Below are 22,925 nucleotides of genomic sequence, written 5' to 3' on the forward strand. Positions count from 1 at the left end.
GGAGGGTGAGAAAATGGTAAATAAGGCATCTAGAGCGAAAATTCGTGAGAATAAGCATAGAAGATTACGTCATCATTTAAACGGAACTGCAACAACACCACGTTTAGCAGTATTTCGTTCCAACAAGCATATTTATGCTCAGATCATTGATGACACTGTAGGAAAAACTTTAGTATCTGCTTCTACTCTTCAGAAAGAAGTAAGAGCTGAGTTAGAGAACACTGATGATGTAGCAGCTGCTGCACATTTAGGAACCGTTATTGGTAAGAAAGCTGTTGAAGCTGGCATCGAAAGCGTTGTTTTCGACAGAGGAGGCTATATCTACCACGGTAAAGTTAAAGCACTGGCAGACGCAGCAAGAGAAGCTGGGCTGAAATTCTAATAAGGAGGAGCGAAACACATGAAACGTAATCTTATTGATGCTAGTCAGTTAGAATTAGAAGATAAAGTAGTATCAATCAAGCGTGTTACCAAGGTTGTTAAAGGTGGTCGTAACTTCCGTTTCACAGCTTTAGTTGTTGTAGGTGACGGCAACGGACACGTTGGTGCAGGTTTAGGTAAAGCAGCCGAAATTCCTGAAGCGATCCGCAAAGGAAAAGAGGATGCTATTAAGAAATTAGTAACAGTAGCAAGAGACGAAAACAACTCTATTACACATGACTTCGTTGGAAAATACGGAAGCGCTGAAATGCTTCTGAAGAGAGCTCCGGAAGGTACTGGAGTTATCGCCGGCGGTCCTGCCCGTGCGGTAATCGAGTTAGCTGGTATCAAAAACATCCGTACAAAATGTATGGGATCCAGAAACAAACAGAACGTTGTTCTTGCAACAATCGAAGGCTTAAGACAGTTAAAAACTCCGGAAGAAGTTGCTAGACTTCGCGGAAAATCTGTTGATGAGATTCTGGCTTAAGGAGGAAATACAAAAATGGCAAACACATTAAAAGTTACATTAGTAAAATCTCCTATTGGTGCAGTTCCGAAACACAAAAAAACTGTTGCAGCTATGGGTCTTACAAAAATGCACAAAACAGTTGAAATGCCGGATAACGCAGCAACAAGAGGAATGATTCAGCAGGTACAGCACCTGGTAAAGGTTGAAGAAGCTTAATTGCGATTTAACCAGAGAGAATTCTGATATGGATCTGATATGAACCTGTTATTCGCAGAGAATGGCAGGAGCATACAGAAACATATTCAGACACAATACAATCTGAACTTATAGATTTGAAATAATAATAAGGAGGTGCCAACATGGAATTATCAAACTTAAGACCAGCAGAAGGTTCTAAGCACAGCGATAACTTCAGAAGAGGCCGTGGACATGGTTCTGGAAACGGTAAAACAGCCGGTAAAGGACACAAAGGACAGTTAGCTCGTTCCGGTCACAAGAAACCGGGATTTGAAGGTGGTCAGATGCCTTTATACAGACGTCTGCCTAAGAGAGGATTCAAAAACAGAAATACAAAAGAGATTATTGCAATCAACGTTGACGTACTGAACCGTTTTGAAGATGGTGCAGAAGTTACAGCAGAAAGCTTACTTGCAAGCGGTGCAATCTCCAAGATCGCTGATGGCGTTAAAATTCTTGGAAACGGTGAGCTGACAAAGAAACTTAATGTCAAAGTAAATGCTGTCAGCGAGACTGCAAAATCAAAAATTGAAGCTGCTGGTGGTACAGTAGAGGTGATCTAATGTTTGAAACTCTTAAAAATGTTTTTAGAGTGAAAGAAATGAGACGCAAGCTGTTGTATCTGATATGGATGATTTTTATCATCCGTATCGGCTGCCAGATTCCGGTACCGGGAGTTGACAGTGATTTCTTCAAACAGTGGTTCAGCAGCAATGCCGGTGATGCATTCAATTTCTTTGATGCATTTACCGGTGGTTCATTTGAAAGAATGTCAATTTTCGCATTAAACATCACACCATATATTACATCTTCCATTATCATTCAGCTTCTTACCATTGCAATTCCGGCACTGGAAGAAATGCAGAGAGATGGTGAAGAGGGAAGAAAGAAGATGACTGCGATCACACGTTATGTGACCGTAGGTCTTGCTTTATTTGAGTCAATCGCAATGGCAATCGGATTCGGACGTCAGGGTATGATTCCGAATCTGGACTTCTTTAAAGGTGTTGTAGTTGTTGCCTGCCTTACAGCCGGTTCAGCTATGCTGATGTGGCTCGGTGAGCGTATTACGGAAAAAGGCGTTGGAAATGGTATTTCCATCGTACTTACCATTAATATCATTTCCAGAGTACCAAGCGACCTGACATTACTGTATGAGAACTTTATTAAAGGAAAAACGATTGCAAAGGGTACTCTTGCAGGACTGATCATTGCAGCCGTTATTCTTCTGGTAGTAGTTCTGGTACTTATCCTTAACGGAGCAGAGAGAAGAATTCCGGTTCAGTATTCCAAGAAAATGGTTGGAAGAAAGCTGATGGGCGGTCAGTCCACCAATATTCCGCTGAAGGTTAACACCGCCGGTGTTATCCCGGTAATCTTTGCATCCTCCATTATGTCTTTCCCGGCTGTCATTGCGCAGTTAACAGGAAAAGGTAATGGTACAGGAATCGGAAGTGAGATTATTCGTGGTCTTTCTTCCAATAACTGGTGTAATCCGAAACAGCTCCAGTATACATGGGGATTGGTTCTTTACATCGTACTTTGTGTTTTCTTTGCATATTTCTACACTTCCATTACATTCAATCCTCTGGAAGTTGCAGATAATATCAAAAAGCAGGGTGGATTTATTCCGGGTATTCGTCCTGGAAAACCTACGTCAGACTATTTGACTAATATCTTAAATTATATTATATTTATAGGTGCAGTAGGTCTTATCATTGTGTGCGTGATTCCGTTCATCTTTAATGGTGTGTTCGGAGCGAATGTTTCATTCGGTGGTACATCTATCATCATTATTGTTGGTGTTATCCTCGAAACTGTGAAACAGATTGAGTCACAGCTTCTCGTACGTAATTACAAAGGCTTTCTGAACAATTAAAAATGAGAGGTTGTGGTGCATGGCATCACAGCCTTGATTTGCTAAAAAAGAAAACGGAGGGTATAACTTATGAAAATCATTATGTTGGGTGCACCGGGGGCAGGAAAAGGAACTCAGGCGAAGAAAATTGCTGCGAAATATCAGATTCCGCATATTTCTACCGGAGATATTTTCCGCGCAAACATTAAAAATGGAACAGAACTGGGTAAAAAAGCAAAAACTTATATGGATCAGGGACTTCTCGTACCTGATGAACTGACCTGTGATCTGGTTGTGGACAGAATACAACAGCCGGATGCAGCAAATGGTTATGTGCTGGATGGTTTTCCAAGAACAATTCCTCAGGCAGAGTGCTTAACAGAGGCTCTGAACAAACTGGGAAGTAAAGTTGATTATGCAATCGATGTGGATGTTCCGGATTCTAATATTGTAAACCGTATGTCCGGAAGACGTGCCTGCCTGAAATGTGGTGCTACTTATCATGTTGTACATGCAGCACCGAAGGTTGAGGGCGTTTGTGATACCTGTGGAGAGAAACTGGTGCTTCGTGATGATGACCAGCCTGAAACAGTTCAGAAACGTCTTAACGTATATCATGAGCAGACACAGCCGCTGATCGATTATTATACTAAAGAGGGAATTTTAAAATCAGTGGATGGTACAAAAGATCTTGAAGAAGTATTTGCAGATATTGTTGCCATCCTGGGAGAGTAATTGGGTGTTTTTAAACACCATCTGGAGGTAAAATGTCGGTTTCTATCAAGACAGAACATGAAATTGAACTTATGAGGGAGGCAGGTCATTTGCTTGAAAAAGTGCATGATGGTCTGATCCCTTACATTAAACCGGGAGTGAGCACAAAGGAGATTGACCGTATCGGAGAACAGATGATACGTGATCTGGGATGCATCCCGAATTTCCTGAACTACGGAGGGTTTCCGGCGTCATTCTGTATCAGTCTGAATGATGAGGTAGTTCATGGGATCCCGTCTGAAGAGAAGATCATTCAGGAGGGAGATCTTGTAAAGATTGATGCCGGTCTTATTTATAAGGGGTATCATTCTGATGCAGCGAGGACTTATGCTGTCGGTGAAGTTTCACCGCAGGCACGTAAGCTGATGGATGTGACCAGAGAGTGTTTCTTTGAGGGACTCAAGGCCGCACGTGCGGGAAATCATCTGAATGATATTTCCAAGGCAATCGGTGCTCATGCTGCCAAATATCATTATGGGATTGTCCGCGACCTGGTTGGACATGGAATCGGCACTCACCTTCATGAGGATCCGCAGATCCCGAATTTTCCGCAGAAGCGAAGAGGAGTTCGTCTGATGCCGGGTATGACACTTGCTGTAGAGCCTATGATCAATCTGGGACGTGCAGATGTGGCATGGCTGGATGATGAGTGGACTGTTGTAACTATGGATGGTTCTCTTTCTGCTCATTATGAGAATACGATTCTTATTACAGATGGAGATCCGGAGATTCTGACTCTTACGAAATAATTGGACGACATACAGGAGGTTTAAAATGTCAAAAGCAGATGTAATCGAAGTGGAAGGCACTGTTCTGGAAAAGCTGCCTAATGCGATGTTTAAAGTGGAACTGGAGAACAAACATGTGGTGCTTGCACATATCAGTGGTAAGTTACGTATGAATTTTATTCGTATTCTTCCCGGAGATAAAGTTACGATTGAATTGTCTCCGTATGATCTGTCTAAGGGCAGGATTATCTGGAGAGATAAGTAAGAAATATTGGACTGCAGTTGGTGCAGTGATGAGAAAGAGAGCTGGAGGGATCTGGTTCTCTTTTTTTGTGCCGGAAGGGACGCGTAAAAAGGACGCGTATAAAAATAATTCATTTCATGTGCGGTTTCGGCATCTAAGATATTCTAAGGTGAAAAAAATCTGCTAAAGGCATGAGCCGCCTTATCAAACTCGCTCCGTTGCAAACTTCGCTCAGACAGTGATACAGTCGGCTCATAACGCAGATTTTTTTCGCCTAAGAATATCTAAGATGCCTGCAAATGCACATGAAATGAATTATTTTTCTACGCTGTGTGTTGGCAGTGGGAAGGTTTAGCTGTGATTTTTCAAACATGCTCCGGAATAGATATTAAAACTAGTTTTTATAGATGGATGATTGGGGGAAATGGGGGAGAAAATGAAAAAATGTGATTTTATTCAAAAAAGTGCTTGCATTTTATATTTTGCTGTGATAGTATATAAGCCGAACGCATGAGTATATTGTATTTGTGCGCTCAAAAAACTGCAGATTTTAATGAATTTACGGAAGGAGGATTTCCAGTGAAAGTAAGATCATCTGTAAAGCCGATCTGCGAAAAATGCAAGATCATTAAAAGAAAAGGATCTATCAGAGTAATCTGTGAGAATCCAAAACACAAACAGCGTCAGGGTTGATTGACGGTTTAAAGTTTGTGTAACGTGCGGCTGCAGTGTGAGACGCCCGGAAGGGTTGTTCAGACTGTTAAGATAGTTTTAGCATGTATTGCCTAATACCGAGAGGCAACGTTGGCCCGTTGGCCGCAGTAATTCGGAAAGGCTGCTTTTCGCCAATTGCAGCTGGGTGTTTTACCGAGGCACCCCAATTAGGAACTGAGAAATAAGGAAGTGATGTGTCCGATACATCCCATTTCACCTTACTTGAGTGAGAGAATTCGCGAGGGTAAGTGATGTACAGGCATTAAGGACTTTCAAAGTAGAAGATGGAGGAAACAGTACATGGCTCGTATAGCTGGTGTAGACTTACCAAGAGAAAAACGTATTGAAATCGGTCTTACCTACATTTATGGTATTGGTAGACCAAGCGCAGACAAAATCCTTGCAAAGGCAGAAGTTAATCCTGACACACGTGTCAGAGATTTGACTGATGACGAAGTAAAGAGACTCAGCGCAGTTATTGATGAAACAATGACAGTAGAAGGTGACCTTCGTAGAGAAATCGCCCTCAACATTAAGAGACTGCAGGAAATCGGATGCTACAGAGGTATCCGTCATCGTAAAGGACTTCCGGTTCGTGGTCAGAAGACTAAGACCAACGCCAGAACACGTAAAGGTCCTAAGAGAACAGTAGCTAATAAGAAGAAATAAATAAAGCTTTAAACATTTGATAAGCGTAGGCTGATCTTATGAGGAAGCTTGCATGGACACTTGATGAATGACGAGCGAAGCGAGGAAATGAATTTAGTGGACATGGTGTTTCTTGTAACATATATTTGATTGATAAATAGGAAAGTGTAGGTTAGTTTTAAAATGGCTAAAGTGACTAAAAAAGCGACTGCAAAACGTCGTGTCAAGAAAAACGTTGAACACGGACAGGCACATATTCAGTCTTCTTTCAACAATACAATTGTTACTCTGACTGACAATGAAGGAAACGCTCTTTCATGGGCAAGTGCTGGTGGTCTTGGATTTAGAGGTTCAAGAAAATCTACTCCTTATGCAGCACAGATGGCAGCTGAGACTGCAACAAAAGCTGCACTTATTCATGGTTTAAAAACTGTAGATGTTATGGTAAAAGGACCAGGTTCTGGACGTGAAGCTGCAATCCGTGCCCTTCAGGCTTGCGGACTGGAAGTAACAAGCATCCGCGACGTAACTCCGGTACCACACAACGGTTGCCGCCCACCAAAACGCAGAAGAGTCTAATTGATTTAGAATATTAGGAGGTATTTGAGAAATGGCAGTAAATAGAGTGCCTGTTCTGAAAAGATGCAGATCCCTTGGCCTGGATCCGATTTATTTAGGAATTGATAAAAAATCCACAAGACAGTTAAAACGTGCAAATCGTAAAATGTCTGAGTATGGTTTACAGTTAAGAGAAAAACAGAAAGCAAAATTCATCTACGGAGTTCTGGAAAAACCTTTCCACAACTACTACGACAAAGCTGACAGAATGCCTGGACAGACTGGTGCAAACCTTATGATCCTTCTTGAGAGCAGACTTGACAATGTAGTATTCCGTATGGGATTTGCAAGAACAAGAAAAGAAGCTCGTCAGATTGTTGACCACAAGCATGTACTTGTAAACGGAAAATGTGTAAACATTCCTTCCTACCTTGTAAAAGCCGGTGATCAGATCGAGATCAGAGAAAAATCCAAAGGTTCTGAAAGATACAAAGGTATCCTTGAAGTAACTGGCGGACGTCTTGTTCCGGAATGGATCGATGTAGATCAGGAGAACTTAAAAGGAACTGTAAAAGAACTTCCTAACAGAGAAGCAATTGATGTTCCTGTAAACGAGATGCTTATCGTCGAGTTGTACTCCAAATAATCCATAGGATTATATCATAGAAAATTACCTGGTAATATTTCTATTATTTATACGATTCAGTGGTTGATTATTATCTTCCGCTGAATTGTAGTATTTGAATGAATACCCCTCAAACTTTTATTAACCCAGAAGGAGGGAACCCTATAGTGTTTGATTTTAATAAACCTAAGATCGAGATTACCGAATTATCTGAAGATAAAAAATTTGGCAGATTCGTAGTTGAGCCTCTGGAAAGAGGATATGGAACTACACTTGGAAATTCTTTAAGAAGAATTATGCTGTCTTCCCTGCCGGGTGCAGCTGTAAGCCAGGTTAAAATTGATGGTGTGCTTCACGAATTCAGCTCCATTCCGGGCGTAAAAGAAGACGTGAGCGATATTATCATGAATCTGAAGAGCCTTGCTATTAAGAACCACAGCACAGACAATGAGTCGAAAACCGCATACATCGAATGTGAAGGAAAAGGTGTTGTAACTGCAGCTGATATCCAGGCTGATCAGGATATCGAGATCATGAATCCGGATCAGGTGATTGCTACTTTAAACGGTGGCAAGGACTGCAGACTTGCTATGGAGCTTACTATTACAAAAGGCCGCGGATATATCAGTGCTGATAAAGGTAAATCTGATGATATGCCGATTGGTGTACTTGCAGTTGATGCTATCTATACACCGGTAGACAGAGTCAACATGACTGTAGAGAATACACGTGTTGGTCAGGTAACCGATTATGATAAGCTGACACTGGATGTGTATACAAACGGTACACTTGATCCGGATGAGGCGGTAAGCCTTGCAGCAAAAGTATTAAGCGAGCACTTGAGCCTTTTCATTGACCTTTCCGAGAATGCAAAGACCGCTGAGGTTATGATCGAGAAAGAAGACAATGAGAAAGAAAAAGTCCTGGAAATGAGCATTGATGAACTTGAGTTATCTGTTCGTTCCTATAACTGCTTGAAGAGAGCCGGTATTAATACAGTTGAAGAATTATGTAACAAGACTTCTGATGATATGATGAAGGTTCGTAACCTTGGACGTAAATCATTAGAAGAAGTTCTTGCGAAACTGAAAGAGCTGGGCTTACAGCTTCAGCCTGCAGAAGAGTAAGAATTGATCAGGTTATTGGTTCTCTAAGGGAACAATAACCAGTTAGCAAAGAGATATTATACGGTGGGGATGCCTAAGCAGTCGGACAGTAAGACCGAACAAGCGTGCCCGGCTGTCCCACAGATGGAGGAAAATTAAATGGCAAAATATAGAAAATTAAGCAGAACTTCTGACCAGAGAAAAGCATTACTGAGAAGCCAGGTAACAAGCCTTTTATATCATGGAAAAATTGTTACTACAGAAGCTAAAGCAAAAGAAATCCGTAAAATCGCAGAAGGCCTTGTAGCTATGGCTGTTCGTGAAAAAGATAACTTCGAAACTGTTACTGTAACTGCTAAAGTTGCTCGTAAAGATGCTGAAGGCAAGAGAGTAAAAGAAGTTGTTGACGGAAAGAAGAAAACTGTATACGATGAAGTACAGAAAGAGATCAAGAAAGATGCTCCTTCCAGACTTCACGCTCGTCGTCAGATGATGAAAGTTTTCTACCCGGTTAAAGAAGTACCTGCAAAGGGTGCCGGAAGAAAGAAAAACACTAAAGACGTAGATATGGTTGCTAAGATGTTCGATGAGATCGCTCCAAAATACGCTGACCGTAACGGTGGTTACACAAGAATCGTTAAGATCGGACCGCGTAAAGGCGATGCTGCAATGGAAGTACTGATCGAATTAGTATAATCCAGCCAGATTTTCGATTTTATATTTGTCCAGACGATGATAAGACTGCATATGTATGGTGTTCATGCCGTATATATGCAGTTTTTTTGTTATGCTATAGGAAATCACTTCCTTGTAACATAACCGTTTATTACCCTTGATTATTTGAGCCAGATAGCGTAAAATACGTAGAGTATATAAAAACCATATTGATGAAGAAGTGTTAAATAAGACATTGGACTGTTACAAAATACGAGAGCAAAAGATAAGCGAGGAATACAAATGACCGGCAGGAGATTGAAAAATTGAGGCAGAATACGAAAAAGAAACGATCAGGATTTGGTTATTTCATCAGGATGTTTTTGTTGTTGGTGGAATTACTGGCTGTTACACTGTTTCTGTGGGGAAATGATGCTTATTCCATATCTGCCACCACACCTGAATTTAAGTGGGAAAATTATAAAACGATCGCACATGCACTGGGAGGGATTGGTGATAAAACCTATCTGAATTCAAAAGAGAGTTTTCTGGCAGGCTATCAGATGGGGTGCAGGTTGTTTGAAGTTGATCTTGTGAAGACATCTGACAATGTATGGGTGTGCCGCCATAGCTGGTATCAGTCTCTTGGACAATGGGAAGGCGATGAAAAGAAAGTTCTGTCCTCAGAGGAATTCTTATCCCAGCCCATTTATGGAAAATATACTCCTATAACATTTGAAGATCTGCTGGTGCTGCTGAGCGATTATCCGGATACTTTTGTGATGCTGGATTCCAAGCAGTATTCTGTCCGTAATTATCAGAAGACGGTGGAGGACTATGCTGATTATATCGAACTTGCAGAAGCGGCAGGTGTTCCGGATGTGATGGGGCAGATCATACCGGAAATCTATAATCAGGCAATGTTTGCCGGAACAGCACTGCTGTATGATTTTCCTGGATATATTTATTCCTTATGGCAGGAATATTCTACAGAAGAACTGACTGAGATCGCAGCATTCTGTAAAGAAAAAAATATTCAGGCAGCTACAGTCTATTATAAATACTGGTCAGAGGATGTGCAGGAGATTTTTGACAAAAAAGGGATCAGGTTATATATTTATACTGTGAATGACCTGAAGGAAGCACAATATTATATGCAAGAGGGTGCGGCAGGTGTATGCTCAGACTATCTGCAGGATACTATGTTTAACTGATCTGTCCTGGCGGCATTATGAAATGGCCATAGAGGATTATTATAGCTGTAGCTGTTCTAGAGAGTGTCTGAAAAATCATTCCCGCAATCTGCACGCCCCACTTTGCGGTATATTTTGCTCGAATTCGGTTGCCGTAGCGGGATGAATAAGGGCAAAGATATCAGGAGCAAAAAGAATTTTAAATAAGCGGCAATAACAAAGATTATATTATAAAGGAAATTATCATACACAATGAAAATAAGAGTAATGATTGCTGTCTGTGCAGCAAAATTTGTAGGATACGTATGTAAGAAAATGGGAAGACAGGGTGTGACCTGGGCAGGAAAAGTGGCGATTAAGATCTGTCCGGACATTCTGGAACAGCTTTCCTCACAGGTACGAAAGGCTATTTTTGCAACCTGCGGTACAAATGGAAAGACAACTACCAACAATATGCTCTGTGCGGCACTGGAAGCGGAAGGACAGAAAGTAATCTGTAACCATACAGGTTCCAATATGCTCAATGGAGTTGTTGCCGCATTTGTGCTGGCTTCGAAATGGAATGGTAAGATTGATGCGGACTATGCATGCATTGAGGCCGATGAAGCATCCACCAGACATATTTTTCCGAGAATCAAACCGGACTATATGCTTCTGACAAATCTTTTCCGCGACCAGCTTGACAGATACGGAGAGATTGATATCACTATGAACATTCTGGAAGAAATGATGCGCAAGGTTCCGAAGATGCAGATTATTGTAAACGGTGATGATGCATTATCCGCATATCTTGCCATGGATTCCGGGAATCCATATGTAACTTATGGTATCAGTAAACCGGTGATCAAATCTGCGGCAAATGAAATCAGGGAAGGACGTTTCTGTAAGCGATGCGGTGAAAAACTGGAATATCGTTTCTATCATTACAGCCAGCTGGGAGATTATTATTGTCCAAAATGCGGATTTGCAAGACCGAAGCCGGATTTTGATGCGGAGGATGTAAAGGTAGGCGACCAGCTTAGCTTTTGTGTAGAAGGAAAACACATTGTAGCAAATTATAAGGGATTTTATAATGTGTATAATATACTGGCAGCTTATGCGGGAGTGAGGACTGCGGGATTTGCGGGAGAGCATTTCGGGGATATGCTCCGCAGATTTAATCCGGAAAACGGACGTATGGAGCAGTTTCGCATTAAGGGAACAGGAGTAACCTTAAATCTTGCCAAGAATCCGGCGGGATTTAATCAGAATATTTCCGCAGTGATGCAGGATCAGGCACCGAAGGACATCATTATTGCGATCAATGATAATGCTCAGGATGGAACAGATATTTCCTGGCTCTGGGATGTTGACTTTGATCTTCTCGGAAATGATTCAGTGAAATCTATTACTGTAAGCGGTATCCGCTGTCAGGATATGCGTCTGCGGCTGAAATATGTGGATATCCCGTCTGTCCTCGAGGGCGATGTTGAGAAAGCAATCCGCGACAGAGTAGAGGACGGAGTGGGGAATTTGTATGTGCTGGTAAACTATACAGCATTATTCAGTACCAGAAATATTCTGAAGAGACTGGAGGGCGAGAAATAATGAAAATTACAATAGGACATTTATATCCGGATCTTCTGAATCTTTATGGTGACAGAGGTAATATCCAGTGTCTGATGAAGAGATGCCAGTGGCGTGGGATTGAGGCTGAGACCATACCGTTTGAGCTGGATGATAAAATAGATTTCTCGAAGCTTGATATCGTACTTCTGGGTGGCGGTTCGGACAGAGAACAGATGATCGTATGTGAGAAGCTACAGAAAATCCAACCGGATTTTAAGGCTTATGTGGAAGATAACGGCGTTGTCATTGCAATCTGCGGTGGCTATCAGTTACTTGGGAAGTATTACAAAACAGATCAGGGAAACATGAAAGGACTGGACCTGGTAGACTTGTATACAGAGCAGGGCGAAGGCCGTCTGATCCAGAATATCGTTCTGCAGAGTGAGCTGTTTGATATGCCGATCGTTGGATTTGAGAATCATGGAGGAAGAACCTGCATTAATAATAACAAACCACTGGGAAAAGTACTTTACGGTGCAGGAAATGACGGTAAGTCAGGCTATGAAGGCGTAGTATATAAGAATGTGATAGGGACTTATCTGCATGGACCGTTACTTCCGAAGAATCCGCAGCTTGCAGACTGGCTCATTCAACATGCGCTGGAAAGAAAGTATGGAAAAGAAACAGAACTTACACCGTTAGATGACAGTCAGGAAAAAGAAGCAAATGACTATATATACCATAGATTTGTAAGAGGATAATTATGGCGAAATCATGTAATCAAAAAGGAAAAATACTGTATCTGCAGAAAATGCTGTCTGAGACAACCAGCCAAAATCCTGTCACCATGCAGGAGATTCTGGCAAAACTGGAAGAACAGGGGATTCGAGCTGAGCGAAAGAGTATTTATGATGATATGGAAACCCTGCGTGATTTTGGAATGGATATACATTACAGAAGAGGACGGGAAGGCGGATATTATGAGGAAAAATCCGCTTCAGATAAAACAGAAGCGGATAATACGATAATACATCAGCCGGATGGCGAAACAGGAGAGAAATCTGAAAATGTGCAGGAACAGATTGGAAAAGAATCTGAAGCACCTGCAAAGATCAGTGCTCCGACACCCTCCCAAACAGGAGAGAATATAAAAGAAATCAGGCTTGTATGTCAGAATTCTACAAAGAAAAAAATCCAGCGTACCTTTGGCTCGGAGATTTTCTGCAAAATAAAGGGGGAGGATAATTTTATTGTAACTGTTGAGGTTGTGGTTGATAAGGCATTTTTTGGATGGTTGACTTCTATGGGAAGAAATGTACATATTCTGAAACCAAAGAAAGCAGCCGTTGCCTATCGGGATTATCTGAAGAACATTGCAAAAGATTATAAGGGAATTGATAAATAAATATGATATCAGAAAGGATCGTATTATGAAAAGAAGAGCAACAGCTATTCTGCTTGGAATAATGGTATCCTCCATGTTCCTGTCTGCCTGCGGGAAGAATGAGGCAAAAGAAGCAGCAAATGAAAGCGCCCAGGTAGAAGAAGAGGGCGTAGGCGAAGTAACTGAGGAAGGTGAAAAAGTAGAGGCAGAAAATAAAAATGCTTCTGATGCCGATGACAGCAGCAAGGCAGGAGACAGTGCAAAATCAGACGAAGACAATAAAGAGACATCAGTGAATGAGGAAGAAGACGGAGATTCTTCAGGAAAAGATTCAGATGATGAATCAGAGGAAGATGCTGAGGTAACGGAAGCTTCTGCCGGAAAGATAGGTGTGCTTCTTTCTGATGACGATGAGGATGCAAAAATTGACAGCGAAGAGATGACTTCGCAGATTGAAGATGGAGGATATGAGGCAGATGTGAAGAATGCCGGTGGCGATCCTGCGCTTCAGATTTCCCAGATTCAGGAATTTATTGATGAGCAGGTTTCTGCCCTGATCATTGATCCGGTAGATTCCTATGGTCTGACAGATATCCTGAAAACTGCCAAAGAGCAGGAAATACCGGTTATTTCCTATGACAGTCTGATCCGGGATACTGCGGATATCAATTATTATGCAACTTATGATACCAGAGCAATAGGAAAGGATATTGCCAAAGAAATTATCAAAAAAATGGATCTGGATAAAGCCAGAGAGGATAAGAAGTCTTATACAATAGAATTTCTCATGGGATCTCCGGATGACAATGCTGCACTGTTTCTGTGTAATGGAATCCAGGAAGGGCTTCAGGAATATCTGGATGATGGAACACTTGTATGTAAATCCGGAAATACGTCATTTGATGATACAGGAATCATGAGATGGAGCGAGACATCTGCAAAGACAAAACTTGATTCGATTATAAGTGAGTTTTATGCAGAGGAGAAGGCTCCGGATATTATCTGTACTGCATATGACGGATTTGCTTATGCTGCAGAGGAAATTTTAAGTGACAGTGGTCTGGAACCGGGAAGTGATGAATGGCCGATGATCACAGGATATGGCAGTGAGGCACAGGCAGTAAAGGATATTGCAGCAGGTAAAATGTCATTTACCATGTTTATGGACCGTAAGGAACTGGCTAAGGGCGGAGCACAGATGGCCATTGACTATCTGACAGGAGAGAAAGTTGACGTAAAAGATTATTCACAGTATGATAACGGAGTAAAGATTGTGGGAACTTTTACATGTGGAGCACAGATGATCGACAAGGATAATTATCAGATTCTTGTGGATAACGGAACTTATACGGAAGATGAGATCGCTCCTGATTCCACACCGACACCAGAGGCAACACCTGTGCCGAAAGTGACATTAAAGACAGCCTCAGAGGAAGATTCAAAAGAAGTGACACCAACTCCCGAAACAGAAGATAAATCAGAAGGTGAAACGAGAGAAAATCTGATCTATGATTCCGAAGATAACTCAAAAGTGGAGAAAACATCAGATCAGAAAAAATAAAGAATTCATAGAACAAAAAAAGGATGGGTTTTCCCATCCTTTTATAGTTAATCTCTGAAGGTTAAGGAATCGTCTGTCATGGAATCAACAATGGCAAGAGATTCAAGACGTATTCCCATATCGCGGATCTCCTGACCGCCATGCTGGAATCCTTTCTCAATAACAATACCGGCTCCTTCAAGAGTTGCCCCTGATTTCTTAACAATATCGATCAGGCCGAGAAGTGCACATCCGTTAGCAAGGAAATCATCAATCAGAAGTACATGATCTTCAGGTCCGAGAAACTTCTTGGAAAGGATCACATCATATACTTTTTTATGAGTGAAAGATTCTACTTTAGTTGTATACATTTCTCCATCCAGATTCACGCTCTGTGCTTTCTTGGCAAAAACTACAGGTACATCAAAGTACTGTGCAGCAATACAGGCGATACCGATACCGGATGCTTCAATTGTAAGGATTTTAGTGATTGGACAGTCGGAGAAGCGGCGTTTGAATTCTTTGCCGATTTCATTGATGAGGGTAATATCCATCTGATGATTTAAGAAACTGTCTACTTTTAAAATATTTCCCGGTTTTACAACTCCATCCTTAAGAATTCGGTCTTTTAAAAGCTTCATAGATTTCTCTCCTTTATATATGTAATTAGTTTGTAGCTGTCGGTAACTATCCGGTACACTGCTTCCCGAAAGTACTGAATAGTTACAGTTACTGTGAATATGCAGAATTCAAAAAAACATCAGGCTGCAAAATGAACAGTAACATTGCTGTTTTGATAATTATAGACTATGATACGCTATAATTCGTCTTCATGCAATTATTTTTGACAAAAAATCTAAAAATAATTATAATAGTCTCAGACTGGTTGGGAAAAACCGCAGGACAATCTGTGCAGATTGCCGTAAATCAGCCGAAGAGGGCTAAATAGTGAAACGGATTGTGAATATCCGTCTTACGGACTGGAGATGGAATATGAAAGAATATGAACTGATATGGGAAATTTTTAATAAATGTCCGCGGAATCAGATGCGTGATGTTTTTGTGGAAGAGTTGGAACTTGAGGATCCGGAAGAATATATCAGAAATAAATTCAAAGGAAAAGAAGTTTCCTATGAAAAAACTGTCCTGGAGGATGGAACCATTATTTTTGATATTACGACTTCACAAATAAAACAGCGTTGCTCCTTTACAGAAATTTGACAAATGTGGTATAATATCATTTACGCTGTACGGAAGTGCTGTAAGCAGGAAAGCCACAGACAGTGTGTGAGGATATAAAGACAGATAAGCGGTAAAGAATCGGATATTCTGAAAGAGAAAGGGGAATGTTATGGCCGAGGAACAAAAGACACATACGCATGTACTGGAGGATGGGACGGTAGTTGAACATTCTCATGGGGAGCATGGGCATCATCACAGTCATGCGCATACAAAGGCAGTGCTGAATCGTATGTCCAGAGCAATCGGACATATGGAATCTATCAAACGTATGATAGAGGACGGAAGAGACTGTGCGGAAGTTCTGATACAGCTTTCAGCAGTGAAATCTGCTATCAATAATACAGGTAAGATCATTCTGCAGGATCATATCGAACACTGTATCGTAGATGCAGTGGAACATGGTGATAAAGAGGCAATTAAAGAACTTGAGGTAGCAATTGACAGATTTGTAAAGTAATATGCGTACTCTGGAGCTTGTTTGAAAAATGCTTTACGCAAGATGTGCGTCACAATTTGTGGGAATGATTTTTCAGACACGCTCCACACTGGCAATAGAGAATATTTTGTTATTGTTCACACACCACTATCCCGCGAGGTGTTTTGGCATGAATATGCCAAAATCCCGAGACATACAAGCCAAAATTCCATTGCCGTAGGCAATCTGGAATGAATTTTGGCTACGTTACTGTGAACGGAGTGAACAGTAACAATATTTTTTCAGTACAGCAGTGCGTAAATATAAAGGAGAAGATTAATTATGGCAAAAGAATGTAACAACACTTCATGCGACAAAGCAAGCTGCGAAGGTTGTTCAAGCAGCAAGAAACAGCAGAGCTTTCAGGCAGAAATGAATGCTCAGTCAAATGTAAAACATGTGATCGGGGTTGTCAGCGGAAAGGGTGGAGTTGGTAAATCCTTCGTAACAGGCTCTCTGGCAAACATGATGGCAGCACAGGGATACAAAGTCGGTATCCTGGATGCGGATATCACAGGACCGTCCATTCCGAAAATGTATGGATTAAAGGGTGCAGCAATGGCAAATGATGAAGGTATCTACCCGATGATCACAAAAAACGGGATCAAGGTAATGTCCATCAACCTTCTGCTTCCCACAGAGGATACTCCTGTAATCTGGAGAGGTCCGGTTCTTGCAAATATGGTAAAACAGTTCTGGACAGATGTTATCTGGGGCGACGTAGACTATCTGTTTGTGGATATGCCTCCTGGAACAGGTGATGTTCCGCTTACAGCATTCCAGTCTCTGCCGATCGAAGGAATCGTGATCGTAACATCACCTCAGGATCTGGTTAAGATGATCGTTAAGAAAGCCTTTAATATGGCTGAGATGATGAAGATACCGGTACTTGGAATCGTAGAAAACTACAGCTATGTGAAATGTCCGGACTGCGGAAAAGAGATCAAAGTCTTTGGTGAGAGCCATATTGATGAGATCGCAGCAGAGCTGAAGGTTCCTGTACTTGGAAAAATGCCGATTGATATGGATTATGCAACCAAGGCAGACGGCGGATTCTTTGCAGCAATCGATAATCAGTATATTACTGATGCACTGGCTGTAATGCCGAAATAAGAAAAAGAAGTTCTCATTCAGTAAGAAACGCGATTACAAAAATTGTTGTTTCAGTACTGAGTGAGAACTTCTTTTATTGTACAAAGGCTTTGCAACTGCAGCATAGAAATTTCATAGTATGGAAATTTTATAGTATGAAAATCCTGTAAAAAATTATCTGTAGTATTTTCGAAGGAAATTTTTTGATGAGTATGATGATCATATGGAAGTAAACATTTCAATAAAGCGTTCAGCAGCCTGAGAGACAGTAAGACTGTCATGCTGGGCAAGTATAAGCTGACGTCCGGGAAGAGGCTCTTTTAACATGAGCGGTGTCAGCTGATCATTTTCTTTTAACATATAATCAGGAACACAGGCAATCCCCAGTCCAATCCGTGCCAGATCCAGAAGCAGGTCATTACTGTTTAACTCTACTTCAGGAAGAAGCTTGAGATTATGTGCTGTGAATGCCTCTCGCAGATATTCACTGGTGGTACTTTTGGGGGAAAGCATCAGGATTGGATAGTTCAGAAGCTCCTGCAGTTCGGTCTGAACAGTGTGTACAGGAAAGTAATCCGTATTGGCAACGAATACATCGTGGAATTCTTTTAGCACACGTGTCTGAAAATGACTGCCAAGTCTGGAATTAGGACAGTTGCATACAATCAGATCTGCCTGACCTTTCTCCAGAAGCTCTGCACAGCCGATGGAGGTACTGTTTGTGACTTTGATACGGACATCCGGGTAGGTCTGATGGAATTTCTGAAGATAATCAATGAGAAAATACCGGCAGATCGTATCGCTGGCAGCAATACGCAACTGGCCTTTCAGCAGATTGTCTCCTGACAGGAGAGATTCTCCCTCGTCCAGAAGCTGGAGAGCCGGTTTTACATGCTGGAGCAGAAGTTCTCCTTCAGGAGTTAACAATACTTTCTTGGTACTGCGGATAAAAAGAGGATGATTTAGCTTCTTTTCCAGAGTTTTAATGGACTGGCTGACTGCTGACTGGGAGATAAAAAGCTGGCGGGAGGCCTCTGAGAAGCTGAGGGTGGTGGCAACATAGTAGAATACTTTGTATAGTTCAAGATTAATATCCATAGAAATAAATCCTTTCATAAAATAATGTGATGATACAAATTGTCGACAGCAATGGAACTTTAGATTGTATGTCTCGGGATTTTGGCATATTCATTCCCCAATATCTCGTCGACAGTGGAGTGTGAACGGTGATTAATTAATTGTATTAATAAAAAATATAAGATATATTAATTTTACTAATGATATTTCCTATGATACTATAAAAGAAGCAATAGTCAAGCATTTTTAAAACAATGCATACATAAGAAAGGAGTTTCTATGAGTAACGTAAGACGTGTCTATGTAGAAAAGAAACCGGCCTTCGCTGTACAGGCAAAGGAATTAAAACATGAAGTCAGCAGCTATCTGGGAATTAAATCCGTAACAGCAGTACGTGTGCTGATCCGCTATGATGTAGAAAATATTTCTGATGAAGTTTTTGATAAAGCATGCAAAACTGTTTTTGCAGAGCCACCTGTAGATGATTTATATCTGGAGAATTTTGAGGCAGCAGAAGGCTCCCGCATCTTCTCTGTAGAATTTTTACCGGGACAGTTTGACCAGAGAGCAGATTCTGCTGTTCAGTGTGTACAGTTCCTGGATGAGAATGCACAGCCTATCATTCGTTCCGCAACTACTTATGTAATTGAAGGAACTATTTCAGATGAAGAATTTGATGCTATCAAGCATCACTGCATCAACCCTGTAGATTCCCGTGAGACAGGTCTGCAGAAACCGGAAACACTGGTAACTGTTTTCCCGGAACCGGAAGATGTTAAGATTTTTGACGGATTTAAGGAAATGCCGGAAGCAGAATTAAAGGAACTTTATGATTCTTTAAATCTTGCAATGACATTCAAGGATTTCCAGCATATCCAGCATTATTTCAAAGAAGAAGAGAAACGTGACCCGTCCATGACAGAAATCCGTGTACTTGATACATACTGGTCTGATCATTGCCGTCACACAACCTTCTCCACAGAACTGACAGATGTAAAATTTGACGAAGGTGATTATAAAGCACCGATCGTAGATACCTACAACAAATATCTTGCTGACAGAGAAGAACTTTACAAGGGCCGTAAGGACAAATTTGTCTGCCTGATGGACCTGGCTCTGATGGCTATGAAGAAACTGAAAGCAGAAGGAAAGCTTGCTGACCAGGAAGAATCTGATGAGATCAATGCCTGCAGTATTGTAGTTCCTGTAGACGTAGACGGTAAAGAAGAGGAATGGCTGATCAACTTCAAGAATGAGACACATAACCATCCTACTGAGATCGAGCCATTCGGTGGTGCAGCTACCTGCCTTGGCGGTGCGATCCGCGACCCGCTTTCAGGACGTACCTATGTATATCAGGCAATGCGTGTAACTGGTGCGGCAGATCCTACTGTTTCTGTAAAAGAAACTCTCAAGGGTAAACTTCCGCAGAAGAAACTGGTAAGAAGCGCAGCTCATGGCTACAGCTCCTATGGAAACCAGATCGGTCTTGCAACAGGCTATGTAAAAGAAGTTTATCATCCAAATTATGTGGCAAAACGTATGGAGATCGGTGCTGTTATGGGTGCTGCTCCAAGACGTGCGGTTATCCGTGAGAACTCTGATCCGGGAGATATCATTATCTTGCTTGGAGGACGTACAGGACGTGACGGTATCGGTGGTGCTACAGGTTCTTCCAAGGTTCATACAGAAGCTTCTATTGAAGTGTGCGGTGCTGAGGTACAGAAAGGTAATGCTCCTACTGAGCGTAAGATCCAGCGTATGTTCCGTCGTGAAGAAGTCAGCCATATTATCAAGAAATGTAATGACTTTGGTGCAGGCGGTGTTTCCGTTGCTATCGGTGAGCTGGCAGCAGGTCTTAGAGTAGACCTTGACAAGGTTCCGAAGAAATATGCAGGTCTTGACGGAACTGAGATTGCAATCTCCGAATCTCAGGAACGTATGGCTGTAGTAGTTGACCCGAAAGATGTAGATACTTTCCTTGGCTATGCAAATGAAGAGAACCTGGAGGCAATTCCGGTTGCAGTTGTAACAGAGGATCCTCGTCTGGTACTTGTATGGAGAGGAAAAGAAATCGTAAATATTTCCCGTGCATTCCTTGACACTAACGGTGCACATCAGGAGACAACTGTAGAAGTAGAAATCCCTAACAAAGAAGGCAACCTCTTTGAAGAGCGCCCGGATGTAGCTGATGTAAAAGCTAAATGGATGGAAACTCTGGCAGACTTAAATGTATGCTCTCAGAAAGGACTTGTGGAAATGTTCGACGGTTCTATCGGAGCAGGCAGTGTATTTATGCCATACGGTGGTAAATATCAGCTTACAGAGACTCAGTCCATGGTAGCAAAGGTTCCGGTACAGAATGGTAAAACAGATACTGTAACCATGATGAGCTATGGCTTTGATCCGTATTTATCCTCCTGGAGCCCATATCACGGAGCTGCTTATGCAGTGACAGAGTCCGTTGCAAGAATCGTGGCTACAGGTGGTGACTATAAGAAAATCCGTTTCACATTCCAGGAATACTTCCGTCGTATGACAGAAGATCCTAAGAGATGGAGCCAGCCTTTCGCAGCACTTCTCGGTGCTTATGCAGCACAGATGGGATTTGGGCTTCCATCTATCGGTGGTAAGGACAGTATGTCCGGTACATTTAATGATATTGATGTACCTCCGACACTGGTATCTTTCGCTGTTGACGTTGCGAAGATCCAGGATGTGATCACACCGGAATTAAAGAAAGCAGGAAACAAACTGGTATGGCTCCGTGCACCGAAGAATCAGTATGATCTGCCGGATTATGCAGGAATCATGGATCAGTATGAAAAACTTCACAAAGATATGCAGGACGGCAAAGTTGTTTCTGCTTATGCACTTGACCGCCATGGTATTGCAGCAGCAGTTGCAAAGATGGCATTTGGTAATGGCATGGGCGTAAAGATTGAGCATAACCTTGATCCGAGAGATTTCTTTGCACCTGGATTTGGCGATATTATCCTGGAAGTTCCGGATGGTAAGGTTGGAGAGCTTTCCATTACTTATACAGTGATCGGTGAAGTAACTGCTGACGGTAACTTCTCCTATGGAAATACAGTGATCACTGTAGACGAAGCTGAAAATGCATGGAAAGGTACTCTGGAAAAAGTATTTAAGACAGTTTCTTCTGAGAATGATAAAGAGGCAGCTGACAGAGATGAGAAGCTTTATCGTGCAGACAGCATCTATGTATGCAAGAACAAAGTTGCAAAACCTCGTGTATTTATTCCTGTATTCCCTGGAACAAACTGCGAGTATGACAGCACACGTGCATTCGAGCGTGCAGGTGCAGAGGTGGATGTAAAAGTATTCAAGAACCTGACTGCTGAAGATATCCATGACTCTGTAGAGCTTTTTGAGAAAGCAATCGATCAGGCACAGATCATCATGTTCCCGGGCGGATTCTCCGCAGGTGACGAACCGGATGGTTCTGCGAAATTCTTTGCAACTGCATTCCAGAATGCGAAGATCAAAGAAGCTGTTATGAAGCTGATTAATGAGAGAGATGGTCTGGCACTTGGTATCTGTAACGGATTCCAGGCTCTGATCAAGCTTGGTCTTGTACCTTACGGTGAAATCTGCGGACAGAAAGCAGATTCTCCTACACTGACATTTAATACTATCGGACGCCATATTTCCAAGATGGTTTATACGAAGGTTGTTAGTAATAAATCTCCTTGGCTGCAGAAGGCACAGCTTGGCGGTGTATACTGTAACCCGGCTTCACATGGTGAAGGACGTTTCGTTGCAAATGAAGAATGGCTGCAGAAGCTGTTTGCAAACGGACAGGTTGCAACTCAGTATGTAACTCCGGATGGACAGCTCAGTGTTGATGAGGAATGGAATGTCAATGGTTCTTATATGAACATTGAAGGTATTACCAGCCCGGATGGACGTATCCTTGGTAAGATGGCACATAGCGAACGTCGCGGGGACGGTGTTGCTATTAATATCTATGGTGAGCAGGATATTAAGATATTCGAGTCTGGTGTGGAATATTTTAAATAAACTCTTTCTGGACGGAAGGTTCCCAGAGGAAGGACAGAAAGCGCTGTCCCTCCTCTGGACTCCACCCTTGCGCTTCTTTTAAGGGCAGCGCCGGGATTGTGGTGTGGAGGAGTGTATTAACTTTGCGGATTCGCCTGGTTGGGTAGGCTGTGAAGTGAGAAGCGAAGAAGATTAGAGTGTAGTCTCTAAAAAAGATGTGATTTAACGAAAGGGCGGCTGCTTGGGCAGCGCCCTTTTTTGAATAACTGCGCGTCGCATTCTCGTTACTTTCAGTGATGAGTTAGACGCGCAA

At 41.9% G+C, this 22,925-nt stretch carries 26 protein-coding genes; 24 read left to right on the top strand and 2 right to left on the bottom strand.

What is annotated here, in order from left to right:
- Positions 1-13 precede the first annotated feature (13 nt).
- The 20 genes from rplR to LI074_RS09825 all read left to right on the top strand — a co-directional run bounded on the left by rplR (position 14) and on the right by LI074_RS09825 (position 14,724).
- Positions 14-382: a 50S ribosomal protein L18 gene (rplR, locus tag LI074_RS09735; RefSeq protein ID WP_008707271.1), complete on the top strand. Its 369-nt coding sequence runs from the start codon at positions 14-16 to the stop codon at positions 380-382.
- A gap of 18 nt (positions 383-400) precedes the next feature.
- Entirely contained in the window at positions 401-910 is a 510-nt protein-coding gene (gene rpsE / locus LI074_RS09740) for a 30S ribosomal protein S5 (RefSeq protein ID WP_008707272.1), read from the top strand.
- A gap of 15 nt (positions 911-925) precedes the next feature.
- Positions 926-1,108: a 50S ribosomal protein L30 gene (rpmD, locus tag LI074_RS09745; protein ID WP_008707273.1), complete on the top strand. Its 183-nt coding sequence runs from the start codon at positions 926-928 to the stop codon at positions 1,106-1,108.
- A gap of 143 nt (positions 1,109-1,251) precedes the next feature.
- Entirely contained in the window at positions 1,252-1,692 is a 441-nt protein-coding gene (rplO, locus tag LI074_RS09750) for a 50S ribosomal protein L15 (RefSeq protein WP_008707274.1), read from the top strand.
- Complete coding sequence (secY, locus tag LI074_RS09755; RefSeq protein WP_008707275.1) at positions 1,692-3,008, top strand: preprotein translocase subunit SecY; 1,317 nt, start codon at positions 1,692-1,694, stop codon at positions 3,006-3,008. Before rplO ends, secY begins: the two co-directional genes overlap by 1 nt.
- A 69-nt stretch (positions 3,009-3,077) precedes the next feature.
- Entirely contained in the window at positions 3,078-3,722 is a 645-nt protein-coding gene (locus LI074_RS09760) for an adenylate kinase (RefSeq protein ID WP_008707277.1), read from the top strand.
- Between the two features lie 32 nt (positions 3,723-3,754).
- Positions 3,755-4,510: a type I methionyl aminopeptidase gene (map, locus tag LI074_RS09765; RefSeq protein ID WP_008707279.1), complete on the top strand. Its 756-nt coding sequence runs from the start codon at positions 3,755-3,757 to the stop codon at positions 4,508-4,510.
- A 25-nt stretch (positions 4,511-4,535) separates the two neighbouring features.
- Complete coding sequence (infA, locus tag LI074_RS09770) at positions 4,536-4,754, top strand: translation initiation factor IF-1 (protein ID WP_005428560.1); 219 nt, start codon at positions 4,536-4,538, stop codon at positions 4,752-4,754.
- Positions 4,755-5,312: 558 nt separating this feature from the next.
- Positions 5,313-5,426 (top strand): 50S ribosomal protein L36, encoded by a 114-nt coding sequence (rpmJ, locus tag LI074_RS09775; protein WP_003497809.1) that lies wholly within the window; start codon positions 5,313-5,315, stop codon positions 5,424-5,426.
- A 321-nt stretch (positions 5,427-5,747) separates the two neighbouring features.
- Entirely contained in the window at positions 5,748-6,116 is a 369-nt protein-coding gene (rpsM, locus tag LI074_RS09780; protein ID WP_008707282.1) for a 30S ribosomal protein S13, read from the top strand.
- A 162-nt stretch (positions 6,117-6,278) separates the two neighbouring features.
- On the top strand, positions 6,279-6,674 hold the full coding sequence (gene rpsK, locus LI074_RS09785; protein ID WP_008707283.1) for a 30S ribosomal protein S11: 396 nt from the start codon (positions 6,279-6,281) through the stop codon (positions 6,672-6,674).
- A 31-nt stretch (positions 6,675-6,705) separates the two neighbouring features.
- On the top strand, positions 6,706-7,299 hold the full coding sequence (gene rpsD / locus LI074_RS09790) for a 30S ribosomal protein S4 (RefSeq protein WP_008707284.1): 594 nt from the start codon (positions 6,706-6,708) through the stop codon (positions 7,297-7,299).
- Positions 7,300-7,445: 146 nt separating this feature from the next.
- Positions 7,446-8,405, top strand: coding sequence for a DNA-directed RNA polymerase subunit alpha (locus LI074_RS09795; RefSeq protein ID WP_265107667.1), 960 nt, complete (start codon positions 7,446-7,448; stop codon positions 8,403-8,405).
- Positions 8,406-8,543: 138 nt separating this feature from the next.
- The gene (locus LI074_RS09800; RefSeq protein WP_008707287.1) at positions 8,544-9,080 is read left to right on the top strand and encodes a bL17 family ribosomal protein; all 537 of its coding nucleotides are present in this window, start codon (positions 8,544-8,546) and stop codon (positions 9,078-9,080) included.
- Positions 9,081-9,364: 284 nt separating this feature from the next.
- Complete coding sequence (locus tag LI074_RS09805; protein ID WP_265107668.1) at positions 9,365-10,252, top strand: phosphatidylinositol-specific phospholipase C/glycerophosphodiester phosphodiesterase family protein; 888 nt, start codon at positions 9,365-9,367, stop codon at positions 10,250-10,252.
- A gap of 22 nt (positions 10,253-10,274) precedes the next feature.
- Complete coding sequence (locus tag LI074_RS18165) at positions 10,275-10,397, top strand: DUF6783 domain-containing protein (protein ID WP_442860836.1); 123 nt, start codon at positions 10,275-10,277, stop codon at positions 10,395-10,397.
- 86 nt (positions 10,398-10,483) lie between these two features.
- Complete coding sequence (locus LI074_RS09810; protein WP_008707292.1) at positions 10,484-11,818, top strand: MurT ligase domain-containing protein; 1,335 nt, start codon at positions 10,484-10,486, stop codon at positions 11,816-11,818.
- Positions 11,818-12,540, top strand: coding sequence for a type 1 glutamine amidotransferase (locus LI074_RS09815; protein ID WP_008707293.1), 723 nt, complete (start codon positions 11,818-11,820; stop codon positions 12,538-12,540). Before LI074_RS09810 ends, LI074_RS09815 begins: the two co-directional genes overlap by 1 nt.
- Positions 12,541-12,542: 2 nt before the next feature.
- Positions 12,543-13,184, top strand: coding sequence for a hypothetical protein (locus tag LI074_RS09820; protein ID WP_022380653.1), 642 nt, complete (start codon positions 12,543-12,545; stop codon positions 13,182-13,184).
- 25 nt (positions 13,185-13,209) lie between these two features.
- Positions 13,210-14,724, top strand: a complete 1,515-nt coding sequence (locus tag LI074_RS09825) for a substrate-binding domain-containing protein (protein ID WP_265107669.1) — start codon at positions 13,210-13,212, stop codon at positions 14,722-14,724.
- A gap of 47 nt (positions 14,725-14,771) precedes the next feature.
- Here LI074_RS09825 and LI074_RS09830 read toward each other — a convergent pair whose 3' ends face one another.
- Positions 14,772-15,344 carry a xanthine phosphoribosyltransferase gene (locus LI074_RS09830; RefSeq protein ID WP_055052561.1) on the bottom strand — a complete coding sequence of 191 codons (573 nt, stop codon included), beginning with the start codon at positions 15,342-15,344 and terminating at the stop codon, positions 14,772-14,774.
- A gap of 352 nt (positions 15,345-15,696) precedes the next feature.
- Here LI074_RS09830 and LI074_RS09835 point away from each other — a divergent pair, with 352 nt between their 5' ends.
- From LI074_RS09835 to LI074_RS09845, 3 genes are all read left to right on the top strand, one after another.
- Positions 15,697-15,924, top strand: a complete 228-nt coding sequence (locus LI074_RS09835; RefSeq protein WP_019162473.1) for a hypothetical protein — start codon at positions 15,697-15,699, stop codon at positions 15,922-15,924.
- Between the two features lie 130 nt (positions 15,925-16,054).
- Positions 16,055-16,402, top strand: a complete 348-nt coding sequence (locus LI074_RS09840) for a metal-sensing transcriptional repressor (RefSeq protein ID WP_008707305.1) — start codon at positions 16,055-16,057, stop codon at positions 16,400-16,402.
- Between the two features lie 300 nt (positions 16,403-16,702).
- The gene (locus LI074_RS09845) at positions 16,703-17,533 is read left to right on the top strand and encodes an Mrp/NBP35 family ATP-binding protein (RefSeq protein ID WP_008707307.1); all 831 of its coding nucleotides are present in this window, start codon (positions 16,703-16,705) and stop codon (positions 17,531-17,533) included.
- Positions 17,534-17,731: 198 nt separating this feature from the next.
- On the opposite strand, the gene LI074_RS09850 is transcribed toward LI074_RS09845, so the two are convergent.
- A complete protein-coding gene (locus LI074_RS09850) occupies positions 17,732-18,610 on the bottom strand; it encodes a LysR family transcriptional regulator (RefSeq protein ID WP_008707308.1) in 879 nt (292 codons plus the stop codon).
- A gap of 258 nt (positions 18,611-18,868) precedes the next feature.
- Here LI074_RS09850 and LI074_RS09855 point away from each other — a divergent pair, with 258 nt between their 5' ends.
- Positions 18,869-22,633, top strand: coding sequence for a phosphoribosylformylglycinamidine synthase (locus LI074_RS09855; protein ID WP_161233459.1), 3,765 nt, complete (start codon positions 18,869-18,871; stop codon positions 22,631-22,633).
- Positions 22,634-22,925 lie beyond the last annotated feature (292 nt).

Source organism: Blautia sp. MSK18_10, assembly GCF_020553185.1.
GTDB classification, from domain to species: Bacteria; Bacillota; Clostridia; order Lachnospirales; family Lachnospiraceae; genus Blautia_A; species Blautia_A wexlerae.

Bases quoted from the DNA above. Each gene is read 5' to 3' on its own strand.
- LI074_RS09830 (WP_055052561.1), bottom strand. From the start codon at position 15,344: ATGAAGCTTTTAAAAGACCGAATTCTTAAGGATGGAGTTGTAAAACCG.
- LI074_RS09845 (WP_008707307.1), top strand. From the start codon at position 16,703: ATGGCAAAAGAATGTAACAACACTTCATGCGACAAAGCAAGCTGCGAA.
- rpsK (WP_008707283.1), top strand. From the start codon at position 6,279: ATGGCTAAAGTGACTAAAAAAGCGACTGCAAAACGTCGTGTCAAGAAA.
- secY (WP_008707275.1), top strand. From the start codon at position 1,692: ATGTTTGAAACTCTTAAAAATGTTTTTAGAGTGAAAGAAATGAGACGC.
- LI074_RS09760 (WP_008707277.1), top strand. From the start codon at position 3,078: ATGAAAATCATTATGTTGGGTGCACCGGGGGCAGGAAAAGGAACTCAG.
- LI074_RS09810 (WP_008707292.1), top strand. From the start codon at position 10,484: ATGAAAATAAGAGTAATGATTGCTGTCTGTGCAGCAAAATTTGTAGGA.
- LI074_RS09850 (WP_008707308.1), bottom strand. From the start codon at position 18,610: ATGGATATTAATCTTGAACTATACAAAGTATTCTACTATGTTGCCACC.
- rpmD (WP_008707273.1), top strand. From the start codon at position 926: ATGGCAAACACATTAAAAGTTACATTAGTAAAATCTCCTATTGGTGCA.
- LI074_RS09840 (WP_008707305.1), top strand. From the start codon at position 16,055: ATGGCCGAGGAACAAAAGACACATACGCATGTACTGGAGGATGGGACG.
- LI074_RS09855 (WP_161233459.1), top strand. From the start codon at position 18,869: ATGAGTAACGTAAGACGTGTCTATGTAGAAAAGAAACCGGCCTTCGCT.
- map (WP_008707279.1), top strand. From the start codon at position 3,755: ATGTCGGTTTCTATCAAGACAGAACATGAAATTGAACTTATGAGGGAG.
- rpsM (WP_008707282.1), top strand. From the start codon at position 5,748: ATGGCTCGTATAGCTGGTGTAGACTTACCAAGAGAAAAACGTATTGAA.
- LI074_RS18165 (WP_442860836.1), top strand. From the start codon at position 10,275: ATGGCCATAGAGGATTATTATAGCTGTAGCTGTTCTAGAGAGTGTCTG.
- infA (WP_005428560.1), top strand. From the start codon at position 4,536: ATGTCAAAAGCAGATGTAATCGAAGTGGAAGGCACTGTTCTGGAAAAG.
- LI074_RS09825 (WP_265107669.1), top strand. From the start codon at position 13,210: ATGAAAAGAAGAGCAACAGCTATTCTGCTTGGAATAATGGTATCCTCC.
- LI074_RS09815 (WP_008707293.1), top strand. From the start codon at position 11,818: ATGAAAATTACAATAGGACATTTATATCCGGATCTTCTGAATCTTTAT.
- rpsE (WP_008707272.1), top strand. From the start codon at position 401: ATGAAACGTAATCTTATTGATGCTAGTCAGTTAGAATTAGAAGATAAA.
- LI074_RS09820 (WP_022380653.1), top strand. From the start codon at position 12,543: ATGGCGAAATCATGTAATCAAAAAGGAAAAATACTGTATCTGCAGAAA.
- LI074_RS09800 (WP_008707287.1), top strand. From the start codon at position 8,544: ATGGCAAAATATAGAAAATTAAGCAGAACTTCTGACCAGAGAAAAGCA.
- LI074_RS09835 (WP_019162473.1), top strand. From the start codon at position 15,697: ATGAAAGAATATGAACTGATATGGGAAATTTTTAATAAATGTCCGCGG.
- rpsD (WP_008707284.1), top strand. From the start codon at position 6,706: ATGGCAGTAAATAGAGTGCCTGTTCTGAAAAGATGCAGATCCCTTGGC.
- rplO (WP_008707274.1), top strand. From the start codon at position 1,252: ATGGAATTATCAAACTTAAGACCAGCAGAAGGTTCTAAGCACAGCGAT.
- rplR (WP_008707271.1), top strand. From the start codon at position 14: ATGGTAAATAAGGCATCTAGAGCGAAAATTCGTGAGAATAAGCATAGA.